General features: G+C 46.4%; 19 protein-coding genes. 5 read left to right on the top strand and 14 right to left on the bottom strand.

Features of this window, described 5'->3' with window-relative positions:
* The first annotated feature begins 718 nt into the window (after positions 1–718).
* Together NSQ38_RS13415 and NSQ38_RS13410 are read left to right on the top strand one after the other, a co-directional pair.
* The gene (locus NSQ38_RS13415) at positions 719–2,338 is read left to right on the top strand and encodes an alkaline phosphatase (RefSeq protein ID WP_339790530.1); all 1,620 of its coding nucleotides are present in this window, start codon (positions 719–721) and stop codon (positions 2,336–2,338) included.
* A gap of 164 nt (positions 2,339–2,502) precedes the next feature.
* Positions 2,503–2,868 carry a VOC family protein gene (locus NSQ38_RS13410; RefSeq protein ID WP_339789891.1) on the top strand — a complete coding sequence of 122 codons (366 nt, stop codon included), beginning with the start codon at positions 2,503–2,505 and terminating at the stop codon, positions 2,866–2,868.
* A gap of 119 nt (positions 2,869–2,987) precedes the next feature.
* On the opposite strand, the gene NSQ38_RS13405 is transcribed toward NSQ38_RS13410, so the two are convergent.
* The 4 genes from NSQ38_RS13405 to NSQ38_RS13390 all read right to left on the bottom strand — a co-directional run bounded on the left by NSQ38_RS13405 (position 2,988) and on the right by NSQ38_RS13390 (position 8,356).
* Positions 2,988–4,211, bottom strand: coding sequence for a GNAT family N-acetyltransferase (locus NSQ38_RS13405; RefSeq protein WP_339789888.1), 1,224 nt, complete (start codon positions 4,209–4,211; stop codon positions 2,988–2,990).
* A 185-nt stretch (positions 4,212–4,396) separates the two neighbouring features.
* The gene (locus tag NSQ38_RS13400) at positions 4,397–5,875 is read right to left on the bottom strand and encodes a methyl-accepting chemotaxis protein (RefSeq protein WP_338588139.1); all 1,479 of its coding nucleotides are present in this window, start codon (positions 5,873–5,875) and stop codon (positions 4,397–4,399) included.
* Positions 5,876–6,182: 307 nt separating this feature from the next.
* On the bottom strand, positions 6,183–7,211 hold the full coding sequence (locus NSQ38_RS13395; protein ID WP_282322132.1) for a pectate lyase: 1,029 nt from the start codon (positions 7,209–7,211) through the stop codon (positions 6,183–6,185).
* A 302-nt stretch (positions 7,212–7,513) separates the two neighbouring features.
* Positions 7,514–8,356, bottom strand: a complete 843-nt coding sequence (locus tag NSQ38_RS13390; RefSeq protein ID WP_282320580.1) for an AraC family transcriptional regulator — start codon at positions 8,354–8,356, stop codon at positions 7,514–7,516.
* Positions 8,357–8,470: 114 nt separating this feature from the next.
* Here NSQ38_RS13390 and NSQ38_RS13385 point away from each other — a divergent pair, with 114 nt between their 5' ends.
* Entirely contained in the window at positions 8,471–10,456 is a 1,986-nt protein-coding gene (locus NSQ38_RS13385; protein WP_339789886.1) for a beta-galactosidase, read from the top strand.
* A 124-nt stretch (positions 10,457–10,580) separates the two neighbouring features.
* Here the strand turns inward: NSQ38_RS13385 and NSQ38_RS13380 are convergent, their stop codons facing one another.
* From NSQ38_RS13380 to NSQ38_RS13350, 7 genes are all read right to left on the bottom strand, one after another.
* Positions 10,581–11,723 (bottom strand): DUF4179 domain-containing protein, encoded by a 1,143-nt coding sequence (locus NSQ38_RS13380; RefSeq protein WP_339789884.1) that lies wholly within the window; start codon positions 11,721–11,723, stop codon positions 10,581–10,583.
* Positions 11,713–12,261 (bottom strand): sigma-70 family RNA polymerase sigma factor, encoded by a 549-nt coding sequence (locus NSQ38_RS13375; RefSeq protein ID WP_235599454.1) that lies wholly within the window; start codon positions 12,259–12,261, stop codon positions 11,713–11,715. The genes NSQ38_RS13380 and NSQ38_RS13375 overlap by 11 nt, the downstream gene beginning before the upstream one ends.
* A gap of 180 nt (positions 12,262–12,441) precedes the next feature.
* Entirely contained in the window at positions 12,442–12,843 is a 402-nt protein-coding gene (locus NSQ38_RS13370; protein ID WP_338588146.1) for a hypothetical protein, read from the bottom strand.
* Between the two features lie 36 nt (positions 12,844–12,879).
* Positions 12,880–13,206, bottom strand: a complete 327-nt coding sequence (locus tag NSQ38_RS13365) for a hypothetical protein (protein ID WP_339789883.1) — start codon at positions 13,204–13,206, stop codon at positions 12,880–12,882.
* A 14-nt stretch (positions 13,207–13,220) separates the two neighbouring features.
* Positions 13,221–13,937, bottom strand: a complete 717-nt coding sequence (locus tag NSQ38_RS13360) for an SMI1/KNR4 family protein (protein ID WP_339789880.1) — start codon at positions 13,935–13,937, stop codon at positions 13,221–13,223.
* The gene (locus tag NSQ38_RS13355; RefSeq protein WP_339789877.1) at positions 13,897–14,577 is read right to left on the bottom strand and encodes a hypothetical protein; all 681 of its coding nucleotides are present in this window, start codon (positions 14,575–14,577) and stop codon (positions 13,897–13,899) included. The genes NSQ38_RS13360 and NSQ38_RS13355 overlap by 41 nt, the downstream gene beginning before the upstream one ends.
* 28 nt (positions 14,578–14,605) lie before the next feature.
* On the bottom strand, positions 14,606–15,073 hold the full coding sequence (locus NSQ38_RS13350) for a DUF6386 family protein (protein WP_339789874.1): 468 nt from the start codon (positions 15,071–15,073) through the stop codon (positions 14,606–14,608).
* A gap of 188 nt (positions 15,074–15,261) precedes the next feature.
* On the opposite strand from NSQ38_RS13350, the gene NSQ38_RS13345 reads away from it, so the two are divergent.
* Positions 15,262–15,639 carry a PilZ domain-containing protein gene (locus NSQ38_RS13345; protein WP_036617371.1) on the top strand — a complete coding sequence of 126 codons (378 nt, stop codon included), beginning with the start codon at positions 15,262–15,264 and terminating at the stop codon, positions 15,637–15,639.
* Positions 15,640–15,702: 63 nt separating this feature from the next.
* Here NSQ38_RS13345 and NSQ38_RS13340 read toward each other — a convergent pair whose 3' ends face one another.
* Together NSQ38_RS13340 and NSQ38_RS13335 are read right to left on the bottom strand one after the other, a co-directional pair.
* Entirely contained in the window at positions 15,703–17,046 is a 1,344-nt protein-coding gene (locus NSQ38_RS13340; RefSeq protein WP_240768073.1) for a uracil/xanthine transporter, read from the bottom strand.
* A 50-nt stretch (positions 17,047–17,096) separates the two neighbouring features.
* Positions 17,097–17,684, bottom strand: coding sequence for an ankyrin repeat domain-containing protein (locus NSQ38_RS13335; RefSeq protein WP_339789871.1), 588 nt, complete (start codon positions 17,682–17,684; stop codon positions 17,097–17,099).
* A gap of 184 nt (positions 17,685–17,868) precedes the next feature.
* Here NSQ38_RS13335 and NSQ38_RS13330 point away from each other — a divergent pair, with 184 nt between their 5' ends.
* Entirely contained in the window at positions 17,869–18,774 is a 906-nt protein-coding gene (locus tag NSQ38_RS13330) for a LysR family transcriptional regulator (RefSeq protein WP_339310282.1), read from the top strand.
* A gap of 74 nt (positions 18,775–18,848) precedes the next feature.
* Here NSQ38_RS13330 and NSQ38_RS13325 read toward each other — a convergent pair whose 3' ends face one another.
* Positions 18,849–20,759, bottom strand: coding sequence for a beta-glucoside-specific PTS transporter subunit IIABC (locus NSQ38_RS13325; RefSeq protein WP_338588154.1), 1,911 nt, complete (start codon positions 20,757–20,759; stop codon positions 18,849–18,851).
* Positions 20,760–20,788: the final 29 nt, after the last annotated feature.

The raw sequence follows: 20,788 nt of genomic DNA, 5'->3' as shown, positions 1-20,788 counted from the left end.
GATAAGTTCATTGGAATGTCCATTTGAGATGCGTATCTAAGAATCAGTATTCCAATGTCTGGATGAGTCTATATCTCTATTTATGAAAAATTATATCTGTTGCGCTCCTTTCTGCTCGAAATATCTGCTACGGCGCTTGCGGTCATGCCATCAGGCATTTTTTTATATAAAAAAACCTGAACCAAAGGCAAACAGACATCGCTTTAGCGTGGTCTACTGCCCTCAATTCAGGTTTTGCCTGCAATCAGTAACAACCCTGAGGAATGAGGTTCATTCCATATGAAAATGTAAACGCAATCAATCGTTTGATGAACAAAGAACCAACGAATGAACTGACACAGGTATTGCCCTAAACACGGTTACAATCCTGTTGTTATGGTGATGTTAGCACATAATGTAAGCGTTCGCAATATCTTTTTCTAATCGTCTTCATAGGACTTCTGACAGGGCAACATAAAAAACTGCATTCTCATGCGGGTTTAAACTCAACTTACATCATGATGATCTATAATACTGTCTCTTAATTCGTCAACTCCTCATTTTGTCCAGTTCACCGGAATTCCAGCACCCTTCACTAATCGTAAATTTTACATATAGTTAATCCATTTCATACGTTATTTTAGCAATTGTTGTATACACTTGGTTTGGGATACCAACTATACATATATTCTAGGAGGATGCATTCATGTTAAACCGGTTTAATGTCCGTGCAGCCAAAATGATGCTCGCGGTGACAACAATTGTTACGGCTACACTCGGAGGAAGCAGTGCAGCGTGGGCTGTGGAGAACACCACCTCAACGACATCTGCATCACCGATTAAAAATGTGATTATTCTGATTCCTGACGGTATGGCTAACGATGCTACCGCTCTGGCTCGTTGGTATAAGGGCTCGTCCCTGACACTAGACTCCATGGCAAGCGGCATGGTTCGGACTCACTCCGCCGATGCGCCGATTGCCGACTCAGCTCCTGCCGGAACCGCTTTTGCAACAGGTTATAAATCTCATACCGGATTTGTCGGTGTACTGCCGGACAAGGCTACGATGCCAGGGCAAAAGGCGATTGCTCCTGGAGACGAAAGAAAACCTGTTGCTTCCGTGCTGGAAGCATCCAAACTGGCGGGTAAAGCAACTGGCATTGTCGCTACATCCGAGATTATGCACGCCACACCAGCGGATTTCTCCTCTCACTATCCGGACCGTAAAAACTATGATGCACTCAGCAAACAACAAGTCTACAACGGCATGGATGTTGTGTTGGGTGGAGGTAGCAAATACCTTGAGCCAGCCGGACGTAAAGACGGCGAAAATCTGGTTTCGTCCATCAAGGCACTGGGTTACGATTACGTCACTACACCAGCTGCAATGAAAGCATCCGATTCGAACAAACTGTGGGGTATGTTTGCACCCGCAGGCATGGCTTATAATATGGACCGTGATCCTGCGAAGCAGCCAAGCCTTGCCGAGATGACATCCAAAGCCATTGAAGTTCTGTCCAAAGACAAAGATGGCTTCTTCCTGATGGTTGAAGGCAGTAAAGTGGATTGGGCAGCTCACGCCAATGATCCGATTGGTATTATCAGTGACGTGCTGGCTTTTGATGATGCCGTAAAAGTAGCCATGGATTTTGCCAAAGCAGATGGAGAGACTGCCGTTGTGGCTGTTACGGACCACGGTAATGGTGGACTCACCATTGGTAACAACGCAACTTCCGGCACTTATGACAAAGAGCCGTTGTCCACATTTATCGGACCTTTGAAAAAGGCCAAACTGACAGGCGAGGGCGTTGAAGCGAAGCTGAATGCGAAGCGCACAAACATCAAAGCAGTGATGAAACAATATTATGGTATTACCGATCTGACTTCCGAAGAGATTGCCACAATTAAAGCTGCCGAGCCGGGCAGTCTTAACTATGCAATCGGTCCAATGATCAGCAAACGCGCAGGGATCGGCTGGACAACCGGTGGTCATACAGGTGGAGATGTCGTGCTGTACACGTATGCTCCGAACAATGACCGTCCATTCGGTGTGATTGATAACACGGATGTCGCCAAATATATGGCACGAGTACTGGATCTGGATCTCGACAGCGTGAGCAAACAATTGTTTGTACCTGCCAAACAGGCATTTACAACCAAAGGTGCGACGTACAAACTGGACCTGACTGACGCTAAAAATCCGAAGATCCTCGTAACAAAAGGCAACACCAAGCTGGAACTGCAAATCTACAAAAATATTGCACTGGTGAACGGCAAAAAGACAACTCTGGAGGGTGTCATTGTTTATAACGGTGTAGAGGCATTTGTACCACAAACGGCCGTTGATCTGATTCAGTAATTCGTTAGAACTACTGGAACTACAAGAGATTACACCATTTGGCTGCCGAATATTTCGGCAGCTATTTTATTGTTTACTGATAAGGGGTAGGTTACTGCTAACGCCTAGCGTATAATGAACGTAACAAAAATACATATCATGCAAGAAAAAGGAGAGATTCACCCATGTTGATCAAATTAAACTGGATCACGCTGAGGGTCAGTAATTTGGAAGCTTCACTCGGGTTCTACCACGACATGCTCGAACTTCCAATTCAGCGCAGATTCGAAAGCCGTGGACGGCAGATTGCCATGCTCGGCATGGAGAATGAAGCCAAGCTGGAATTGATTGAGGGCAGTGAATCCATTCTTAAACCAGAGGCCGGCGTGTCGATCGGTTATGAGGTGAACTCGCTGGATGAAGCCATGGAACGACTGGCTGAGCTGAATATTCCGATTGTGCGCGGCCCCATCCAGCCCAATCCGCATCTGCGGTTTATTTACATTACAGATCCAGATGGCTTCGAGGTGCAACTCGCAGAGCATTTCTAATTAGGCGACTGCGCACAAATGTGCGTATCACGATGACCGGTTGGGTGTGCAAGTGTGCAGTCAAACCAGATGCAAGCTCACATCTGCATCGGGCAGCGTAAGCACGTTTTTATGTCTGTTTACAGCTTCATGCGGCGCATCAGCGGCACACCTGCGCGATTCAACAACCGATCAAGCAGCAGCCAGCACCAGCGTCTGCCCCACGGAAGATGACGCTCATACACAGCGGAATACTCAAAATCCGCAACAGCACCGCGATTGCGCTTGAACTGCGCAGCCCCGGCACTCTCATGTAACAGATGGCCGTTCTCGCGGGCTTGGCCGATCAGACAAGCGGATAACATGCGGTATAGTCCGACGGATTGGGGCACCGCTGTGTCGTAACCGAACAGTGGCGTTGTTATGATTCCATTTCGGCAGAAATAACCCATCACCGCGTCCAGGCGCCCTTCCTTTCGCAGTCCATAGAGTCTGAGTGTTCCTGATGCCATCGCAGCAGCAATGAACAGCTCGGTAAATTGCGGATTGTGATAGGAGTATTTTTCAAGGTACAACAGCTTGTACAGCTCAACGATTCGCGGAATATCTGCATCCGTCATATCTGACTCGGAAACGAATTCGTAGTCGTGCTTTGCCAATAATTCGTAATCCCGCTTCAACAGCCAGCGCGATTTCGAGTTCCCAAAATTCGGATCATGCGCATGATACAAATAGATTTGTCGGCTCGGAATTAGTCTACACCCCGCTTCCGCTAGCCTCGCTGTCAGATCGGGATGAAGTCCCGGACACAAGGAGCGAAACACAATGACATGCTCAGGGTATCGCTCTTGTACCGTTTCAAGCAAGCGTTCTGCCTGTTCACCGGACATGGCTGGATACAGATTCGTAGACAACAACCAGTTGTTCACATGCACAACTTTGTTGATCTGTGATTGCTTCATTCCCCAACCTATTAGACTGAGCAGCACAGAAAGACCCTTTTCCAACACAGGCTTCTGCAACATGGTCAATTCTTGCTTGGCGTAACTCACATAATGCGTATATGGCGAACAAACGTAAGCATTATCATACTCTGTATCATTCACCGTCAGTGGAACAACAAGATCATCAATCCGGGCGAGCAACAATGTCGTTTCCACGTTGGACATAAAGCTTTGAGTCCCGTCCAGCATCATAGGTTCCATATAAGCTCTGGCATATCTGCCATCCTCCGTATTGGGCCAGTCCATGTCTTTAAACGAATTCTGATCATACAGATGCACGCGTGCAACGCTATTATCATTCCTATGCTCATATGTAAGGTCATCGTAGGCCGAGCTATCTTCCATTCTTTTATTCTTCAAGCTTTTACTCCCCCATGAGGTAACGTCTTCTTTTGACTACTATTTACATTTTTAGTTCTACTCTCTTCATACTCTACACAACACACTGTATAGGAAAAAAATGTCGGCATCAAGCTGTCTTGCAGATAAAAAAAAAGCCCGTCCAGTACGCTAAATTCGCACCGACAGGCCCTCAACAATTAATATTAAAGTTTATTCTCAACGGAAGAAGCCTGATGATCCGAGACTAACTCATTCAGGTTCACAATCAGTTGCTCCAGTTCTCCAAAACTCTCCACCATCTTCTGTGTCAGGTTGCGTTGTTCTTCCATGCTCGCCAGAATCTCTTCTGTCGCTGCACTGGATTGCTCCGTTACACTTGAAATCTCGGAAACCTCATTCACTACTCTGGTGGAAGATTCCTTCATTGTAGCCGAACTAATCTCAATATCTGTCGCTTGATTCAACACATGCTGAGAGTTGCTGTTGATCGTACGGAACACTTCATCTGCCGTTTGCACACTGTCTCTTCCGTGCTGTAACGATAGACGAATACGTTCGAATCGATCTGTCAGTGCCTGCGTTTGTCCTTTTAATCGAGACAGAATGGTTGAAATATCATTCGCAGACTTACCCGAGCTCTCGGCCAGCTTGCGTACTTCCTCCGATACAACGGCAAACCCGCGTCCATGCTCGCCTGCACGAGCCGCTTCAATGGCTGCATTAAGTGCGAGCAGGTTGGTCTGAGTTGCAATATCCGCTATGCTGTTCAGCATAAGCGTCATGGATTCACTTTCCTCATTGAACTTTCGCATATCATTTGCAGTTGTATTGATCGTTTCATATAGATCTTGCATCTGAATATTCAGTTGGTCCATATGTTCGCTTCCTGTTTGCGTGCTCGTTGCCATACTTGCAGACAACTCTTTCATCTGTTGGGAATACAACGCAACGTCCTTAATATGCTGATCCGATACAGCTAAGGATTCCGAAATGTCGGCGACACTGGTTGCCTGGAACTCCACGCCTTTGGCAACTTCACTGAATCCCAGGGTCACTTCATGGGTAATGGAACCTGTTGAATCCACCTTTTGCTTCAATTGATCCGTATAACGAGATAGTCCGCCAACAGACTCCTTGACCCGTTCCAGCATCGTTTCCACGCGGGTCCGCGACGCTTCGACCTCGCTCCATCTTTTTTCACTTTCATGAAAGAGCTTTTGGTTCAGATAGGACACCATGAACAAGATTCCGCCCGTAACGGCGAACATTCCTACATTGATTGCATTAGTCACAAACTGATCCTGAGTCGTTGTAGGAATAATCACAAGTTGGAGAATGTTGTTCGCAAGCATAACCGAAAATCCGATGATAAATAATTTTTTATTTGGATAAATAAGCAGGATCGAAGCGATGAGAATGGCCAGCAGCGGTTCAACACTTCCCCATCCGGCGAATACCCCACACAACGAGATCAGCACGGTGTTCACCCAAGGAATTAGATGGATGTGCTTCTTTTTGGCGTTTGCATAAGCGAGCCAGATTCCATACAAGACCACAACACCATTGGAAATAAATAACTTGGGCTGAACTAAAGCCACAGAAAATCCTACAATTAATACAAACCATATAATGATGCTGATGATCTTGTTCCGCTTCCATATAATTTCGTCAATACGATTCATGCATACCCCGTCCTTTAGATAAAATAACTTACGATTGTAGGGCATACTCGCACTCACACCGGCCTCTTTATGGTTTTCTACCGTGCATATTTCGACGCAACGCTCAGGCCACCGCCATAGTACAATGTTACTTCACAAACATGAAAGCAGCGCTACATTATGTATATCGGTATTCTGGATATAAATTTAAATATTAACTTTTCAATTAATGTGCTCCCATATCAAAAAAACATAAAAAGCCCCTCTTATACGCTGTTACGTACAAGAAAGGCTTCTTGGTTACGCTAATAAACATGAATACAAGGTCTTATTTTCCGAATACAAGTGTCGTATTGGAGGAACCTGCATACTTGGTGACGAACTCACGCGCGTAGCTGGCACTCTCTACCTGATAACTATAATTGGAGCTTGGTCTCCAGTTCGTTTTAGGAGAAGTCGGACTATTAAGCGCTGGTGTACTGCCGCTATCCGTGAACTCACCTTTTCCTTTGTCATCCAGGATGCCACCCTTTTCAGCGCCAGCACCGAAGTAGTTGTTTTCGGAATAAATCCGTGCTTTTTCACCAATTGTGATGGCCTGGTTAAAGTTGTTTGCATAGTTGTTTTTGAGATGGAAGTAACCATATCTTAAAAGTCCAGGACCACGTACATATAAATTTTCGAAGTAATTATTGGACATCGTCACATGAGGCACTCCATTGTAACTGCTGTTACCATCATTCGGATGACCAAGGATGACGCCATACTTATGGTTCGCAAATTTGGAATTGCTAATCGTAATATAGTCGGCGCGATCACCAATATACAGAAGTTTGTCCAGATCACTACCGCCAGAGCTGTAGCTGTGACCAGCAAACGTCACATGATCAATCCAGTAATTGGAGCCTGAAGTGATATACATCTGGATATCATCATTGGCATTAATATTGGAAGCGTGTTCAAAAGTCAGATTCTGAAAAATCACATTGCTTGAACTGCTTGTGGATCTGAAATGAATATTCGTTAATGTATGTTTGCCAAAGGAACCTACAAGTGTCTTGTTCGCTCCGAATTCAACCTTTTGCAGCGTGGAGGAAGAAATATTCTGTTCAACGACGACAATTTTGGCTGTAGAGCCCGCCATATGTGTTCTCAGGTCATTGAGATTACTAACATAAACTACCTGACCGTTCTTGCCACCTGTCGTAGCTGCCTTGGATACACCACTTTCATTCTTGGCACTGCCTGCAAAACCAGTCAACCCATTCGTACCTGTGTTCGGATAACTAGCCGCACCATATGTAGACGGGGCTGTCGAGACAGTTAGCAACAATAGAGTTACAGCGAGTAAAAGCATCGAAAATTTATTCAAAATTTCACCATCCTTTATAAAATTATCCTCAAATACAACTCGATTATATCGTGTAACTTTGGTTGTGACAATACAATAATTGCAAAAAGACAACAATATTATCTTTTTCGCAACAGCAGATCAGATATAGTGAAAAAACGTAAACCCAGCCATTCGTTCACACAAGATAGAGCCGCTAATTAGCGGCTCTATTAAGGAGTACTATGTGATTCAACTTGGAACTGATCTGCCCTCGGATCAGTTTTTAAAGCCTCTAACGAAAACCAGTGCTTGCGGATAATAATATGTTACGACTTCTGATAGCTGCGGCGGAAGGCACCGGGTGTAAGTCGTTCCAGCTTCTTGAAGATGGATCCGTAGTAGCTGGTCGATTCGAAGCCGACTTGACGAGCAATATCCTCCATCCCGCGCTGCACATTGTCGAGCAGCAGTTCCTTGCTCTTGTTGACCCTTACCTGATTAACATAGCTGATGGGACGAATACCTGTCGTCTTCTTGAACAAATGACAGAAATATTCTGGTGTGACACAGATCAATCCAGCCAGCGTTGGCAAAGTAATCTCTTCAGCATAATGCTGTTCAATATAGTCCAGAACCGGCTTTAATCGCTCATACTGCTGCCCGACGGTATCGCTGCCCTCCACAGATACGCGTTGAATAATCTCTGTCAATAAGGTATAGAGAATGGCGGAGCAGGCGTAATTGCTTAATGTCTGCTCTTGTGGTGTCAAGGCAGCTTGCAGCAACTCCCGCATCCGGGATAGAAGGTATTCAGGTTGTGCAAGCGTGTATACGCATGTGTCGACAATGCCCACGGTTTCAAACAAGTTTGCTGACCCGTTGCCATCGAAAATGATCCAGTCAACTTCCCAACTCTCGGATAGCGCATAGTATTCGTGCTTCTGTCCAGGGAATAACAGCATGCCCATACCTGGCTTGACGATATGTTCCGTTTCACTTAGCTTGAGCTTACCCACACCGCTGCGGCATTGTATCCACTGATAATCCTGAATGCCTTGGTCCCGGCGGATATGCTCCTGTTCATGATGCAGGCCAATGCCAAGCAAATAAAAAGGGAGCAGCTTGTCTCGGGCAGATAATACCGGAAAATTACGATTGGGATGCGGCATAAGACTAACTCTCCTGATCTTAATATTGTTATATCACATTAATTATTTAAGATATTCACTCGAATTAATATAGCATATAATCGCAATATATTGATAAATAAAGGAGATCACAGGATGGCAATTAAGATCGGAATTGATTATTATCCAGAGCAATGGACCCCGGAGTTATGGGAGAAAGATGCTGTACTTATGCGAGAGACGGGGGTTGCTGTTGTGCGAATGGCGGAGTTCGCCTGGAGCCGAATGGAACCGACTGAGGGTAATTATCAGTTTGAATGGCTGGATGCGGCTATAGAAGTATTCGCTTCGCGCGGCATGGAAATTGTGTTGTGCACCCCAACCAATACCCCGCCAAACTGGATGACAACACGTTATCCGGATGTGCTGCCCATGGATGAACAACGCCACATCATTCGGCCAGGTGTGCGTGGACATCGTTGCAACAACAGCCCTTCCTTGAGAATGCTGGGCTCCAAATTTGTGGAAGCGATATCACAGCGCTATGGTAAGCATCCCGCCGTCATTGGCTGGCAAATCGATAACGAGATGCACTACCAGGAGTGCCATTGTGATACATGTAATCGTGCATTTGTCGCTTGGCTGCAAAAGCGTTATTCCAATCTGGAGGAATTGAACCGGGAGTGGGGTACGGTCGTCTGGAGTGGTGAGTACAGCAGCTGGGCTGAGGTAACAACACCTCTCGGACCCAGCAAACCAATGAATCCTTCCTATCTTCTGGAGTACAAACGATTTTGTTCTGACAGCGTAGGCTATCTGCTGGGATGGCAGCTTGAGATTTTACGCCGTAACTGTCCAGGCCAATTTGTGACGCATAACATGTGGCAGTATCCGAATAGTCTGGACTATTATGATATGCACAACGAATTGGACTTCGTCTCTGTTGATTATTATCCGAATGAGCTGTATCGCGATTATGGCGATCGGTTTCCGAGGAACGGAGCGCTTACGCTGGACTTGGTTCGCGGCATCAAACGCCGCAATTTCTGGGTAATGGAACAGCTCAGCGGAGCACAGGGTGCCTGGATGCCGATTCAGCGCACCCCGTATCCTGGACTGATCCGAGCTCGCTCTTGGCAGACAATCGCCCGCGGTGCGGATATGGTCGTCCATTTCCGCTGGCGGAGTGCTACCGTGGGAGCAGAGCAGTTTTGGCATGGACTGATCGACCACAGCAATGTTCCTGGACGCAGGTTCAGGGAGTTTGCCGAGCTTACTCGCGAGGTGAACCAGTTAGGAGAACTGCTGGCCGACTCGACCATTGTTACCCAGGTTGCCATTCTGCATTCGCATGATCAGCACACAGCGCTTTCCCTTCAGCCGCAGGCGGAAGGGGGAATGCACTATATAGACAACCTGTCCTCTATGCATAATGCATTTCTGAAAATGGGCGTTGGTACAGACGTTATCAACTGGACTGAGGAGCTCGACGGGTACAAACTGGTCATTGTCCCTTCCCTCTTCCTGTTAGTTGAAGAAGTAGCACAGCGACTGGAGCGATTCGCAGCCAAGGGTGGTACGGTTGTCCTCACCAATCGGACTGGCGTGAAAAACATGAGGAATGTATGTGAGATGCTGCCTCTGCCGGGGCTACTGGCGGAAGCGGCGGGTGTTGTTGTAAGTGAATATGATGCCATCGGCAACAGTGAGCATCGGATACGGAACGCGGAGGGCAAGACATTCGCTGCAAAGCAATGGTGTGATCTACTGGAACTGCGAGGTGCAGAGCCGATCGCCTGGTATGACAACGACTTTTATGAGGGTGTACCGGCGGTTACTGTCAATAAGTTTGGTGAAGGTGAAGTGTATTATGTCGGCACTTGGCCGGAGCCATCGTATTTCTATCAGCTGTTTGAAGACATATTGAAGGAAAAGGAATTGGCGCCCAAAATCCAGTTGCCGAAAGGTGTCGAGCTGTCGATTCGAACGAAGGGGGAGCAAAAGTTCCTCTTCCTGATCAATTTGACGAATGAGCAAACAGAGATTACGCTGGACGTTCCTTATCGCAGCTTGTTGACTAGCGAGAGATTGGATCAGAAGTTGACTCTTCCAGCTCTGGGAGTAGATATTATAAGTGTATAAGATCAGCAGCTTTTCGTATTTAAGAAGGGATGTCTCACAAGGCTTACGACCTTGAGGGACATCCCTTCTCTGCTTTCACTAACATCCACCTAATCTGAATAAGAGTATTGCCAGTTAGTTCATCTTATTTGATTTTGATTTCCAGTTCATCATTCTTGGCTTCTTGTAAATCATCATAGACCTTATATGGTTTACCACGAAGTTTTAATACCATGGACTCCGGATGGTCCAACAGATTGCTACTGAAAGAATACATCATTCCGTCTTCCGTTCCGCTCCCGCCTACCCCGGATAACTTGGTCTTCTTCCCGTTTTTAGTGGTAGTTACAATCTCGAGAGGCTGAACGACCTCACTGATCAACAACTTCATTTTGTAATCGATCTCTTGCTCCGGCTCAAAAACAAATCTAACCCGAGTAACAAGCGGTGATAATTCCACTTCTGACAACATAACTTCATAACCCCCAACGGTAAACGTACGATTAACGTTGAGGATTTCCGTTTTGGGGATAGAGAATTTAGGATCCAGCGCAAAAGAAAGATTCATTTTTTTGGAATATTGATACTTCCGTTCCTTTTCCCCGTTTTCTGAATATTCCACCACATCTGGAACAACGGAAGAAAGCTGGAACTGAAGATTCACTTGCTCAGGCAGCGGTTTATTTTGATTACGCTCAATTGTATTCCGGCCATAAATGGTATGCTTATCCTTCGAAAAATGTATACCTCCTATATTTCCGTTATCAAGGACATAACCCGTTCTTGCATCCGTCATCTTGGTATTGACTATCGAATAAATCTTTTGCGATGCATCCGTTCTGGCGGTATACAATACAGTTATCCTGTTCTCATCCGCCATAACCGCGTTCACGGTAAACTGATATATCCCCGATGTAACCGTCTGGTCTACAAGTTGCACATAACCATTATTGAGCGTTGAAGTAATCGTGGCACTATCCATATCCGAAGTTAGCAGGCCACGAAAGGGCTCTAGTACTCCCCAATGGGTTACAGGCTCAGTATATGTTGCCGGTTGTTGCCCATAGTTTCCAAGCGGGCCTATAAGAAACCAACCTGCAGCCAGAACCGTGACCAGCACTGCCGTGATCCATTTGACACGAAAGGTCCTACCTGATCGTTTTGTTCTGCCCTTTGCGAGACCACGTTGAATTGCAGCAGTCGTGTCCGCCGGATTCCATTGCTGTTTCTCTCTTTTCACCTGATATGCATCTGCAAGAAGTGCTTTTTCCTCCGGGTTAGTGGTCATGCCAATCCCTCCTGTTCTTCATCAACTTGCGCAACTGCTGGAGTCCCTTGTGCTGCCAGGTCTTGATCGTCCCTTCTGGTTTGCCGAGGATCGAGGCAATATCCGTCAGTGTCATGTCGTTATAATATTTCAGCAATAATACATGGCGATATTTCGGTTTCACCTTTTGCAAAAGAGATTCCATAGCGATTCGATTATCATCAACGCTAATCATCCAAGATGCCGGAATGCTGTCCTCCAGATCTTCCTTCGCCAGAGGTGTCGCCCGCTTGCGGCGCCTCTGTTCATCGATGCAGATATAGATCAGAATCCGAATGATCCACGACTTGAACGCCTTCTCATTGTTCAGCGTCCGACGCTTGATCCAAGCCCGGCACGTCATCTCCTGTACCGCTTCCAGCGCATCTTGCTGGTTACGCAGGTAGCTATAGGCAATGGACATGAGCGTATCTTGATGTTCCATAATGGATTGCACAAATTCCGTCTCATCTTCGGTCTGTACATAGATCCTCTGGTTCATCTCTGCTTTTGTTTCCACCCCGCATCCCTCCTTCTCTCTCTTTCTGTAGTATAAGACGGGGGAGTGAAGCAAACGGTTTTTAATATTTGTTCATCAAAAAAAGCTCCGCCATCATCATGAGGGAGCTTGATTACATAGCACTTCGGCCGTCGGTATACAGAATTACGTACACGCATGAACACTCCAAGATCAACTGACTTACAGGTTGCCGGTGACTTCGATTCCGTCGGCCAATTGCAGATGGTTTCTCACCCAAGCTGTGAACTGATTCAAAAAATTCCGTAATTCAGGCTCTGCAACCACCTGTTGATCCAACTCTGATAAAATCTCTACCCATCCATCCTTCGTAATGGGATTGTCCCAGCAGGGATCAAGTGCCTTCATCTCTTCTCCAGTTCGCGGGTCAGTTAATGGAAATGCGCGATCCAATGCAGGACGAATATAGTCAAAGTCTTCATTATATATGAATAGCATGTCTTCCATCTCTACTTCAACCGATTCTTCTATGTATAAAGGGGATAAAACAAAACCCACATTCCGCTGTGGACCTTGATACTGATACATGAGCGCAGGAATTGTTCTCTTTGATTTTTTAGCCATATATGCTCCTCCTGTTTCAGGCAAATCTCTTACCGATCAGAGTTCAAACCAGATTAAACCACCATCAACCTGCCTAGTTTCTCGCTCCATCTGATGCATCCAACTCCGACCTTCTTCACCCCAGATATGGAACAAACAGTAGATATACGATTCCCCATCCACAATTTCTTCTAACCCAGAGGCCTCTTCTATGCACACTTCAAGAGCTATAGGCCAGGAAGGATCTTCACGTTTCAATACAAAGCCGTTGGCTTGGTGTTCCAAACTATACACTTCGGTAAGTTTTAATGAACTTGCCAAACGCTTCACAACTTCAGGTAAAATCACAGGCTCTGTTGCTCTGATTCCATATTCCCAGCCCATATGTACAACCTCCTTCAGACTTCGTTCGCTCCAGATTGTTGCTTTTGTCCATGTATTTGATGGATGGAACGATTCAACCACAACTCATACCAGTCCAGAAAATGCAGTCGATTCGTATTGCCCCAATACTGATCAGGATAAATTCCATTGCGGTTAGCCCGGTCATCAACCCAGATCTCTCCGTAGGAGGCTCCCTTAACAATTAGATTCATGGATATGCCACAACCAAAATCACTGATGCGCAGCATGCCTGCCGACCACTTTGGATCAAGATATTCATGTTCCAACGCTTCCCATTCCTCTTCTTCCTTGCTGTCTTCGAACCAGTCATAGTTCCAGTTCCATGATTCTGTGAATTGAAAAGGGTCCGAGATTGCATTCAGCTCATCATCATAACCAAGCACAGCGTATACGCCGTCATCCGGGTTTTCCAGACCATAATAAGGTCCTGCACCACCCGTTCCCATATGAAGAAGCCATGCCTTATACTCCTCCGGCAACTCAATTCGCCATTTCTGTTCAAATTGCGTGATATCCTCCTGCGTCCACACAGGCTCCATTTCATATTCATGGTTTTCTGCGCCAAACAGGTCCAGATCTGGGTCCAGGCTTCGAAGAGTGATCAACTTTTCACGCATACGTTCCAATTGCATCTTGTACATGGCTTCCCCATCTCCCTTAGCTACTCTATTACGTTTGTTCCACGGCATACCCGCGTTGCTGCAACTCATCCAGTGCTGCTGCCACATCTCGCTCAGGACACAACTGCTTAATCAGGCTGGCGGTCACCGGTTTTTCTGCATATACATCAGTTACGGCTTCCAAAGGCAGATCCGGAAAGTCATAGTACCCTTTGGCCCAGTCAACGTAATCTTCCGTGTTCTTCTCCAAATATCCCAGTAAAAATTCCGCACCACCTCTGGCATCCGCTTCGTCTTCCTCGGTCATCGCCAGCTGAATCCAGTTACCAACCTTCCATGACAAGTCGTTCCCTTCCTTCCATAGGCAAAAGGTCACATCCTCCATATCCAATGTTTCCTCATGATCTCGCAGAACAGTCATCAAGGCCTCTGGTACTTCATCGTACATGCCCGGGTAGATCTCACCATCCTCACGAGCATGCGGACTTAAAGGTGACTCATGATCAAATCCCTTGATCAACGTGCCTGAGTTCGTAAACAAGACATGCAGATGATCCCCTGCGCCGTTATTGATGTTTCCCCATGCCACACCTGGCTGAAGTTTATCTTCATATTGATGAACGCGTAGCCATTCTTCCTCCGAAAAGATGATATCCAAAGCAGCGAGTATTCTCATCCGTTTACGCAGGGCATCTGCATTCATCATTGTTATCTCGTTCCAATCCTGCATATGAATCCCTCCTGTTTGTATCTGTACACTATATCCGGATTAATTCATCCAGCGTGTTATTTCCCTGAATACTTGGTGTCATGACAATGGTGATCCGACTGGCTTCTCTGGAGACGTTACACGCATAATTTCCCGGCTTTAACTGAAACAGAACCCCTTCACACGTCTCATCCGGCTCCAATTCACCCCCAGTGACATCATCCGCCGCTCCCAGATAGACGTGCCCAGACGGAACTTGCAGATGATACACCTTTTCCCGTTCCGCTCCGTGATCTGGATCTGAATCCTCCTCTACATCCTCCAGGCTCCATTCCACCTCATACACTCCATCCGCACCCAGATTCAGGAACAGACAATGACCTGCATTCACCTCAGCCAGCTCATCCACTGGAATGGACCACCAGTCCGAAGTATCCTCGGCACGATGTTTTAACGCTGCCAGATCATACAGGCACAATGTTGCCGTATCTGTAACCATTTGAAATGTTCCTCTCATATTCACCCATCCCTTCTGTCTGATCCAGGTCTGAACTCAGAAATATATTCCATCATTATATCAAGCCTGATACACGTGTAAAAGGAACCCATGGACCATCTCTGCTTGCGTAACTCTTCATTTCTCGCTCCAAATGGTCGATATAAGCATAACTGACTTTTTTTGAACCTGATGGAGGAAGCCAAGCCATGTCAATTAACAATAGAAAAGAACCCTTTCGATACACATTGAAGGAACCGATCCACTTTGAGATCTATATTCTCAGCATCAACGGGGTTAACGCACCAGCCAAACCCATTCAGGCCGAACTCTGCGATATCAGTCGATCCGGCTGTCAGCTGTCATTTCCGCTATCCCTTCCTGTAGAGAACAACGATATTCGGATTGGAATGAATATGCTGCTCTTTGAAGACCCTCTATATATGGAAGGCACTCTCCGCTGGGGTCAAGAAAAAAATACCTCATGGCATTATGGTGTTCAACTCGAAATGCAGGATGGGAACCAGGACCGTCTCTCTAGAGAGATGCGAATGCTTGCAGGACAAGGCAAAATTATCGTGAAATAGTTAAATAGCCTGATAACAAAAAAAACAGCCCAATCAAATTGGACTGTCCCAAGATGAAACTCTTTATGCCGCTTTACTAACTGTCGCTGGTTGTTCCATTTTGGACCAGTTCACGGTTTTTTCAAGAACCAGTGAGACCAATACCCCAATGACGAGACCATTGCTTATGATCGGAATAAGATACATGGGCAAGGTTTGAAAGGCTTCAGCAGGAATATTCATGACAGCAACTCCCGTGAGGACCGGCAACGCTACACGATAGATCGTTTTAGAATTAAACGTTGTACCTTCAAGCGTTCTTAGTGCCGTGCCGAACATCTGAAGATAAGCCACAAACAGAACAGCACTGCCAACGCTTGGTGGTATTTGTGCAAAAAATGCTGTCACAGAAGGTGTAAGACCCATCATACATAACAACCCCGCTCCAATAATAAAGGCAGCACGACGCAGAATGCGAGTACTCTCCAGGAACCCGATTGAAGATGCAAATAAACCAAAGGGCAGCACACCCACACAGGATGACAACATCGTAAACAGACCCGTTAGTGCATAGGATCGCTGATATTGACGGCTTGTTGTCTCTGCCTGATATAGCTTCTCGACTGTGCTTAAGGTGGTGATCGAATTCGTCATATTCACCAGCCCTACGAAAAATGCAGTAATGACAATACCCGGTTCCCATCTGGGTGCTCCCCACGGAAACAGTTCGAGGCCTGCCGGGGCCTGATTAGGCTGTCCGCTATGTTGTCCAGGAAACAATAAACTATAAGCGATCCAGCCTGCCACAATCCCAATCAGGATCGCGTAGTTCCCCAGTTTCCCCCTACCCTTTAATTGAATCCATGCCACCAAAAATGCAATGACAACGGACAATGCGGCAACAGGCAGATCGAAACGACCAAACTCCGTATATCCAATCATACCTTTGAAAAAATTCATGGTTAATTGAATCGTCATTAGAAACAACATGGCACTCTTCACCATAGGTGTGAACAGCTTCTGCAGCACTTGCGCTGCCCCCAGCCAACCCAGAATCATCATGGTTAGTCCCGCTAACAGAAAACCTGCAGCCAGCCCACCGCCGATACGCTCCAGACTCATACCGGCCGATGAAGCAGATACCGTCAAACTTAGCGTTAATCCCCACCATAATCCTGATGGACCATCCATGACCGCATATCGATGGCCGAATACGGCTTGAAGGATACACACTGCTCCGGTAAGTATGAATGCGTGCTGCATCGAGGCAGCGATCGCATCCGGGGACAGATGAAAATTATGTCCAATGGATAGCGGAACAACAACGGTATTGGTAAACAGGAAGAAAAACCATTGTATACCTGCCAAAATCAGGGAAGATACGTCCTTCATATTCTTTTGTAAAAAATGCTCTTGATGTCTGTTCATTCGTTCGGAATATCCTTTCACTGTTCTGTATCATAAATGTATAAGTCTCTTCAGACTTGGGTTAATAGTCGTTCCATCTCGGCATATTGATGCCGGCTCGCATGTGCAAGCGGTATAATCCCGTCCCGATCCGCAATCTTTGGATCTGCACCATATTGCAAAAGCAAGGCAACAATCTGCTGATGACGCGGTCCACCATCTCCCAAAATGACTGCTTCCAGCAAGGCTGTCCAACCCAGGTTGTTGATATGATTCACATCCACATCGCTGCGTGTCAGCAGAAGCTCCACAATGTCCACATGGCCCCGATCCGCTGCTGGAATAAGGGCTGTACCGCCAAAACGATTCGTTAACCTTGTATCTGCGCCTGCTTCAACGGCCAGTTCGACCATGTCATACATACCCTCAGCACTCGCGTATAACAGCAGGTTGTCCAATCGTGCATCCCGAAGATTAATGTCGGCTCCGGCGTCCACTAGCATCCTTGCCGTGTCTATCTTGTTACCGTGCACCGCTGCCATCAGAGGTGTTCGCCCCAATGCATCCCGTTCATTCAACCGGCTGCCCTGTTGTGTGATAAATCGAATGACCTCATCAGTATGGCCCGCTAGAGCGGCATCATGTATTGTTCTAACCACGTTGTTTCATCCTCCAATTCAAGGTCTTTCTCGTGCAGCAATATTTATATGGAAACCAAGTCCCGTTAGTCAGGTATGCAAATCTAATGTATGGTAACATAAGATCGTAGTATATTAAAAATACATGTTTTGTTGGCTTTCCATACGAATTACATATACATCGCAGGCGAAGGAGAACAACCACTTGGATATCAAACAATGTCGCTATTTCATTGCCATTGCTGAGGAGAAACAGATTACAGCAGCAGCCCGGAGACTTCACATGGCTCAGCCGCCCTTAAGCCAGCAGCTTAAGTTAATGGAAGAAGAGCTTGGTGTGATTCTATTTGAACGCAAAGGGCGCATGATGGAGCTAACGCAGGCGGGTCGCAGCTTCTATGATTATGCGGTCACCTTGACCAAATATATGGAGGAAGCTCTAATGGAGATGCAAAGTTTCCGTCACGGCATACGGGGCAAACTCTCCATTGGCATTAATACCATATCTGATCGTCTGATCCCCCAAGCACTTCAGCAGTTCCGCACCACACATCCACAGGTTACTTATAAAATTCAGCAAAATGAGTCCGCACAATTATGCCGCCTTCTGGATGATGGCAAAGTCGAGCTCGCTTGTGTACGCATGCCTGTCCAGACCGAACGTTATGAAGTGCTGCACCTGCCACAGGAGCCGCTCTTCTACATTTCTTCAACACCGCTGGATAGCCCAACGGAGATGACCCCTGGAGCGGAGATGCGGACCTATTTCAAGCAGCTTACAGGTATCCCTCTACTGCTTCCAAGTACAGAAGGACTTGGTATGTTCGAGTTGATTCTGGACAAGTTCCGGGAGCATCAGGTTACCCCCTCCATCATGGGTGAGTGCTCAGACATTAATATGTTGCTGGAGCTGGTCCGACTCGGCTTCGCCAGTTCTATCGTGCCTCACACGGTACTACAGCTATATCACGAGCACCCATTTCACGTATATCGCATTCAGGATCAGCATTCCACGGTTGGTTCGGCACTGGTCTGGCTGCAGAACCGCTATCTGTCCAAGCCTGCACAACACTTTGTGCAATTGGTCCAGGGTATGCTTCCCGTGGTGTAAAAGGCTATAAGCAAAAAACAGCAGCTTTACCGGATTACATCCATTCCGGTAAAGCTGCTGTTTCATTTTTATGGTTAAGCTTTAGCTGTAAACAACAAGTCTTTTTCTTTGATCGTCGTGCGACCAGCAGACTCAATGGACTCATACTGGTGCATGTTTGTAATAATGACTGGTGTAATCGTTGTATAACCGGCTTTTTCGATCTGTTCCCGGTCAAACTCCATCAGTACATCACCTACGGCAACCTTCGCACCTGCTTGAACTTTAGGAGAGAAGAATTGACCTTTCAGTTTCACGGTATCAATCCCGATATGAATCAACATCTCTGCGCCTGTATCACTTACCAGACCAATGGCATGTCCACTCTTCGATAACGAGAACACGGTTCCGTTGATCGGAGATACGACGCGACCTTCAGATGGTTGAATCGCGAATCCTTTACCCATAATCTCTTCAGAGAACGCAGGGTCTGGCACTTCGCTCAGCGGTTTAACTTCACCTGTGATCGGGCTGAATACTTGCTCATCTTGTGCTTTTGCTTCTTCAGTTACAGCAGCAGAAGTTGTTGCTGCTGGTGTTGCCGGCTCTGCTGCTGGTGCAGCTACTGGCTCCGATGCATTTTCTTCTTGGAAGCCCAAGATATACGTAATGATTGCTGCCGCTACGATGGCAATCAAACCACCAACCAAAGCATAAATCAATGTGCTAATTGCTGGACTGACAAATGCCGCAATACTCGGCAGACCCGCAAGTCCTGTAATAACATACGATTTAACATTGAAGATCCCCATAAATGCACCTGCGATAGCTCCACCGATAAGCGCTGCAATAAATGGTTTTTTGAACTTCATGTTGATACCATACATCGCTGGTTCCGTAATCCCCATAATAGCCGTAAGACCTGTGGAGTAGGCAAGGGATTTGGTTTTGCTATTTCTCGATCTGAGACCTACACCAAATGCTGCACCACCTTGTGCCAAGTTAGCTGCAAACATCAGTGGAATAATAAAGTCGTAACCCAGTGTTGTCATTGAACCTACAACGATTGGCAGCAACGCATAGTGCATACCAGTAATGATAAGCAGTGACATCGTACCACCAATCAGAATACTTGCAAAGATGGACATGTTGTCGAACAACCATGAAATACCACCAGACAAACCATTACCAAGAACCGTACCCAATGGTCCAACAGTCATCAACGTCAGTGGAACCATAATTAACAGGGTAACTGTTGGAACAATGAGTAACTTAAGTGAAGCATGTACTACACGATCAACGGCTTTTTCTACATATGAAGCAATCCAAACTGCCAGAACAATCGGAATAACTGTAGAAGAATACGTTGCCGCTATGACTGTAATCCCCATAAAGGATGAGTTGTGACCATCGGCCAGCAATGCTGTAATGGTCGGGTGCATAATACCCGCAGCAAGCGCCGCAGCAATATACATATTACTACCCAGCTTACGTGCAGCACTAATCGCCAGAATGATTGGCAGGAAGTAGAATGCACCGTCACCGATTGCAGACAAAATGATGTAGGTCGAACTGGTATCGGACAACCATCCAACTGCGACAAGGATGGCCACGATCCCTTTGATCATACCTGCACCCGTAATCGCAGGCAGAATTGGTGTAAACATACCTGAGATGAAGTCGAACAGCGCACTTATTGGATTTCTCTTTTTCTTTTCTCCAGTTGAAGCACCGGATGAGGCATTATCTGCGGTTGGTGATTTGGACATGTTGCCAACGAGTGCGTTATACACGATAGGCACATCGTTACCAATGATAACCTGGAACTGTCCACCGTTCTCCATCACGCCCATAACGCCTGGTGTATTTTTCAGCGTCGCTTTGTCCGCTTTTTGGTTGTCATTCAGGTTAAATCTGAGTCTTGTCATACAGTGTGTGACTTGATCGATATTCTCTTCGCCACCAACAAGCTTCAAAATATCCTTGGACAATTGTTGTTTATCCATTGTGTTTTGCTCCTTTTATGTGTAATGAA

Source organism: Paenibacillus sp. FSL R7-0313 (assembly GCF_037969885.1).
Taxonomy (GTDB): Bacteria; Bacillota; Bacilli; order Paenibacillales; family Paenibacillaceae; genus Paenibacillus.
This window is presented reverse-complemented; position numbering and strand designations above follow the sequence as displayed.

Excerpts from the sequence above, each read along its gene's own strand:
- NSQ38_RS13365 (WP_339789883.1), bottom strand. The coding sequence starts at position 13,206 with ATGGGCTGGGAATATGGAATCAGAGCAACAGAGCCTGTGATTTTACCT.
- NSQ38_RS13385 (WP_339789886.1), top strand. The coding sequence starts at position 8,471 with ATGGCAATTAAGATCGGAATTGATTATTATCCAGAGCAATGGACCCCG.
- NSQ38_RS13415 (WP_339790530.1), top strand. The coding sequence starts at position 719 with ATGATGCTCGCGGTGACAACAATTGTTACGGCTACACTCGGAGGAAGC.
- NSQ38_RS13390 (WP_282320580.1), bottom strand. The coding sequence starts at position 8,356 with ATGCCGCATCCCAATCGTAATTTTCCGGTATTATCTGCCCGAGACAAG.
- NSQ38_RS13360 (WP_339789880.1), bottom strand. The coding sequence starts at position 13,937 with ATGAGTTGCAGCAACGCGGGTATGCCGTGGAACAAACGTAATAGAGTA.
- NSQ38_RS13395 (WP_282322132.1), bottom strand. The coding sequence starts at position 7,211 with ATGCTTTTACTCGCTGTAACTCTATTGTTGCTAACTGTCTCGACAGCC.
- NSQ38_RS13410 (WP_339789891.1), top strand. The coding sequence starts at position 2,503 with ATGTTGATCAAATTAAACTGGATCACGCTGAGGGTCAGTAATTTGGAA.
- NSQ38_RS13370 (WP_338588146.1), bottom strand. The coding sequence starts at position 12,843 with ATGGCTAAAAAATCAAAGAGAACAATTCCTGCGCTCATGTATCAGTAT.
- NSQ38_RS13400 (WP_338588139.1), bottom strand. The coding sequence starts at position 5,875 with ATGAATCGTATTGACGAAATTATATGGAAGCGGAACAAGATCATCAGC.
- NSQ38_RS13325 (WP_338588154.1), bottom strand. The coding sequence starts at position 20,759 with ATGGATAAACAACAATTGTCCAAGGATATTTTGAAGCTTGTTGGTGGC.
- NSQ38_RS13355 (WP_339789877.1), bottom strand. The coding sequence starts at position 14,577 with ATGCAGGATTGGAACGAGATAACAATGATGAATGCAGATGCCCTGCGT.
- NSQ38_RS13350 (WP_339789874.1), bottom strand. The coding sequence starts at position 15,073 with ATGAGAGGAACATTTCAAATGGTTACAGATACGGCAACATTGTGCCTG.
- NSQ38_RS13380 (WP_339789884.1), bottom strand. The coding sequence starts at position 11,723 with ATGACCACTAACCCGGAGGAAAAAGCACTTCTTGCAGATGCATATCAG.
- NSQ38_RS13340 (WP_240768073.1), bottom strand. The coding sequence starts at position 17,046 with ATGAACAGACATCAAGAGCATTTTTTACAAAAGAATATGAAGGACGTA.
- NSQ38_RS13345 (WP_036617371.1), top strand. The coding sequence starts at position 15,262 with ATGTCAATTAACAATAGAAAAGAACCCTTTCGATACACATTGAAGGAA.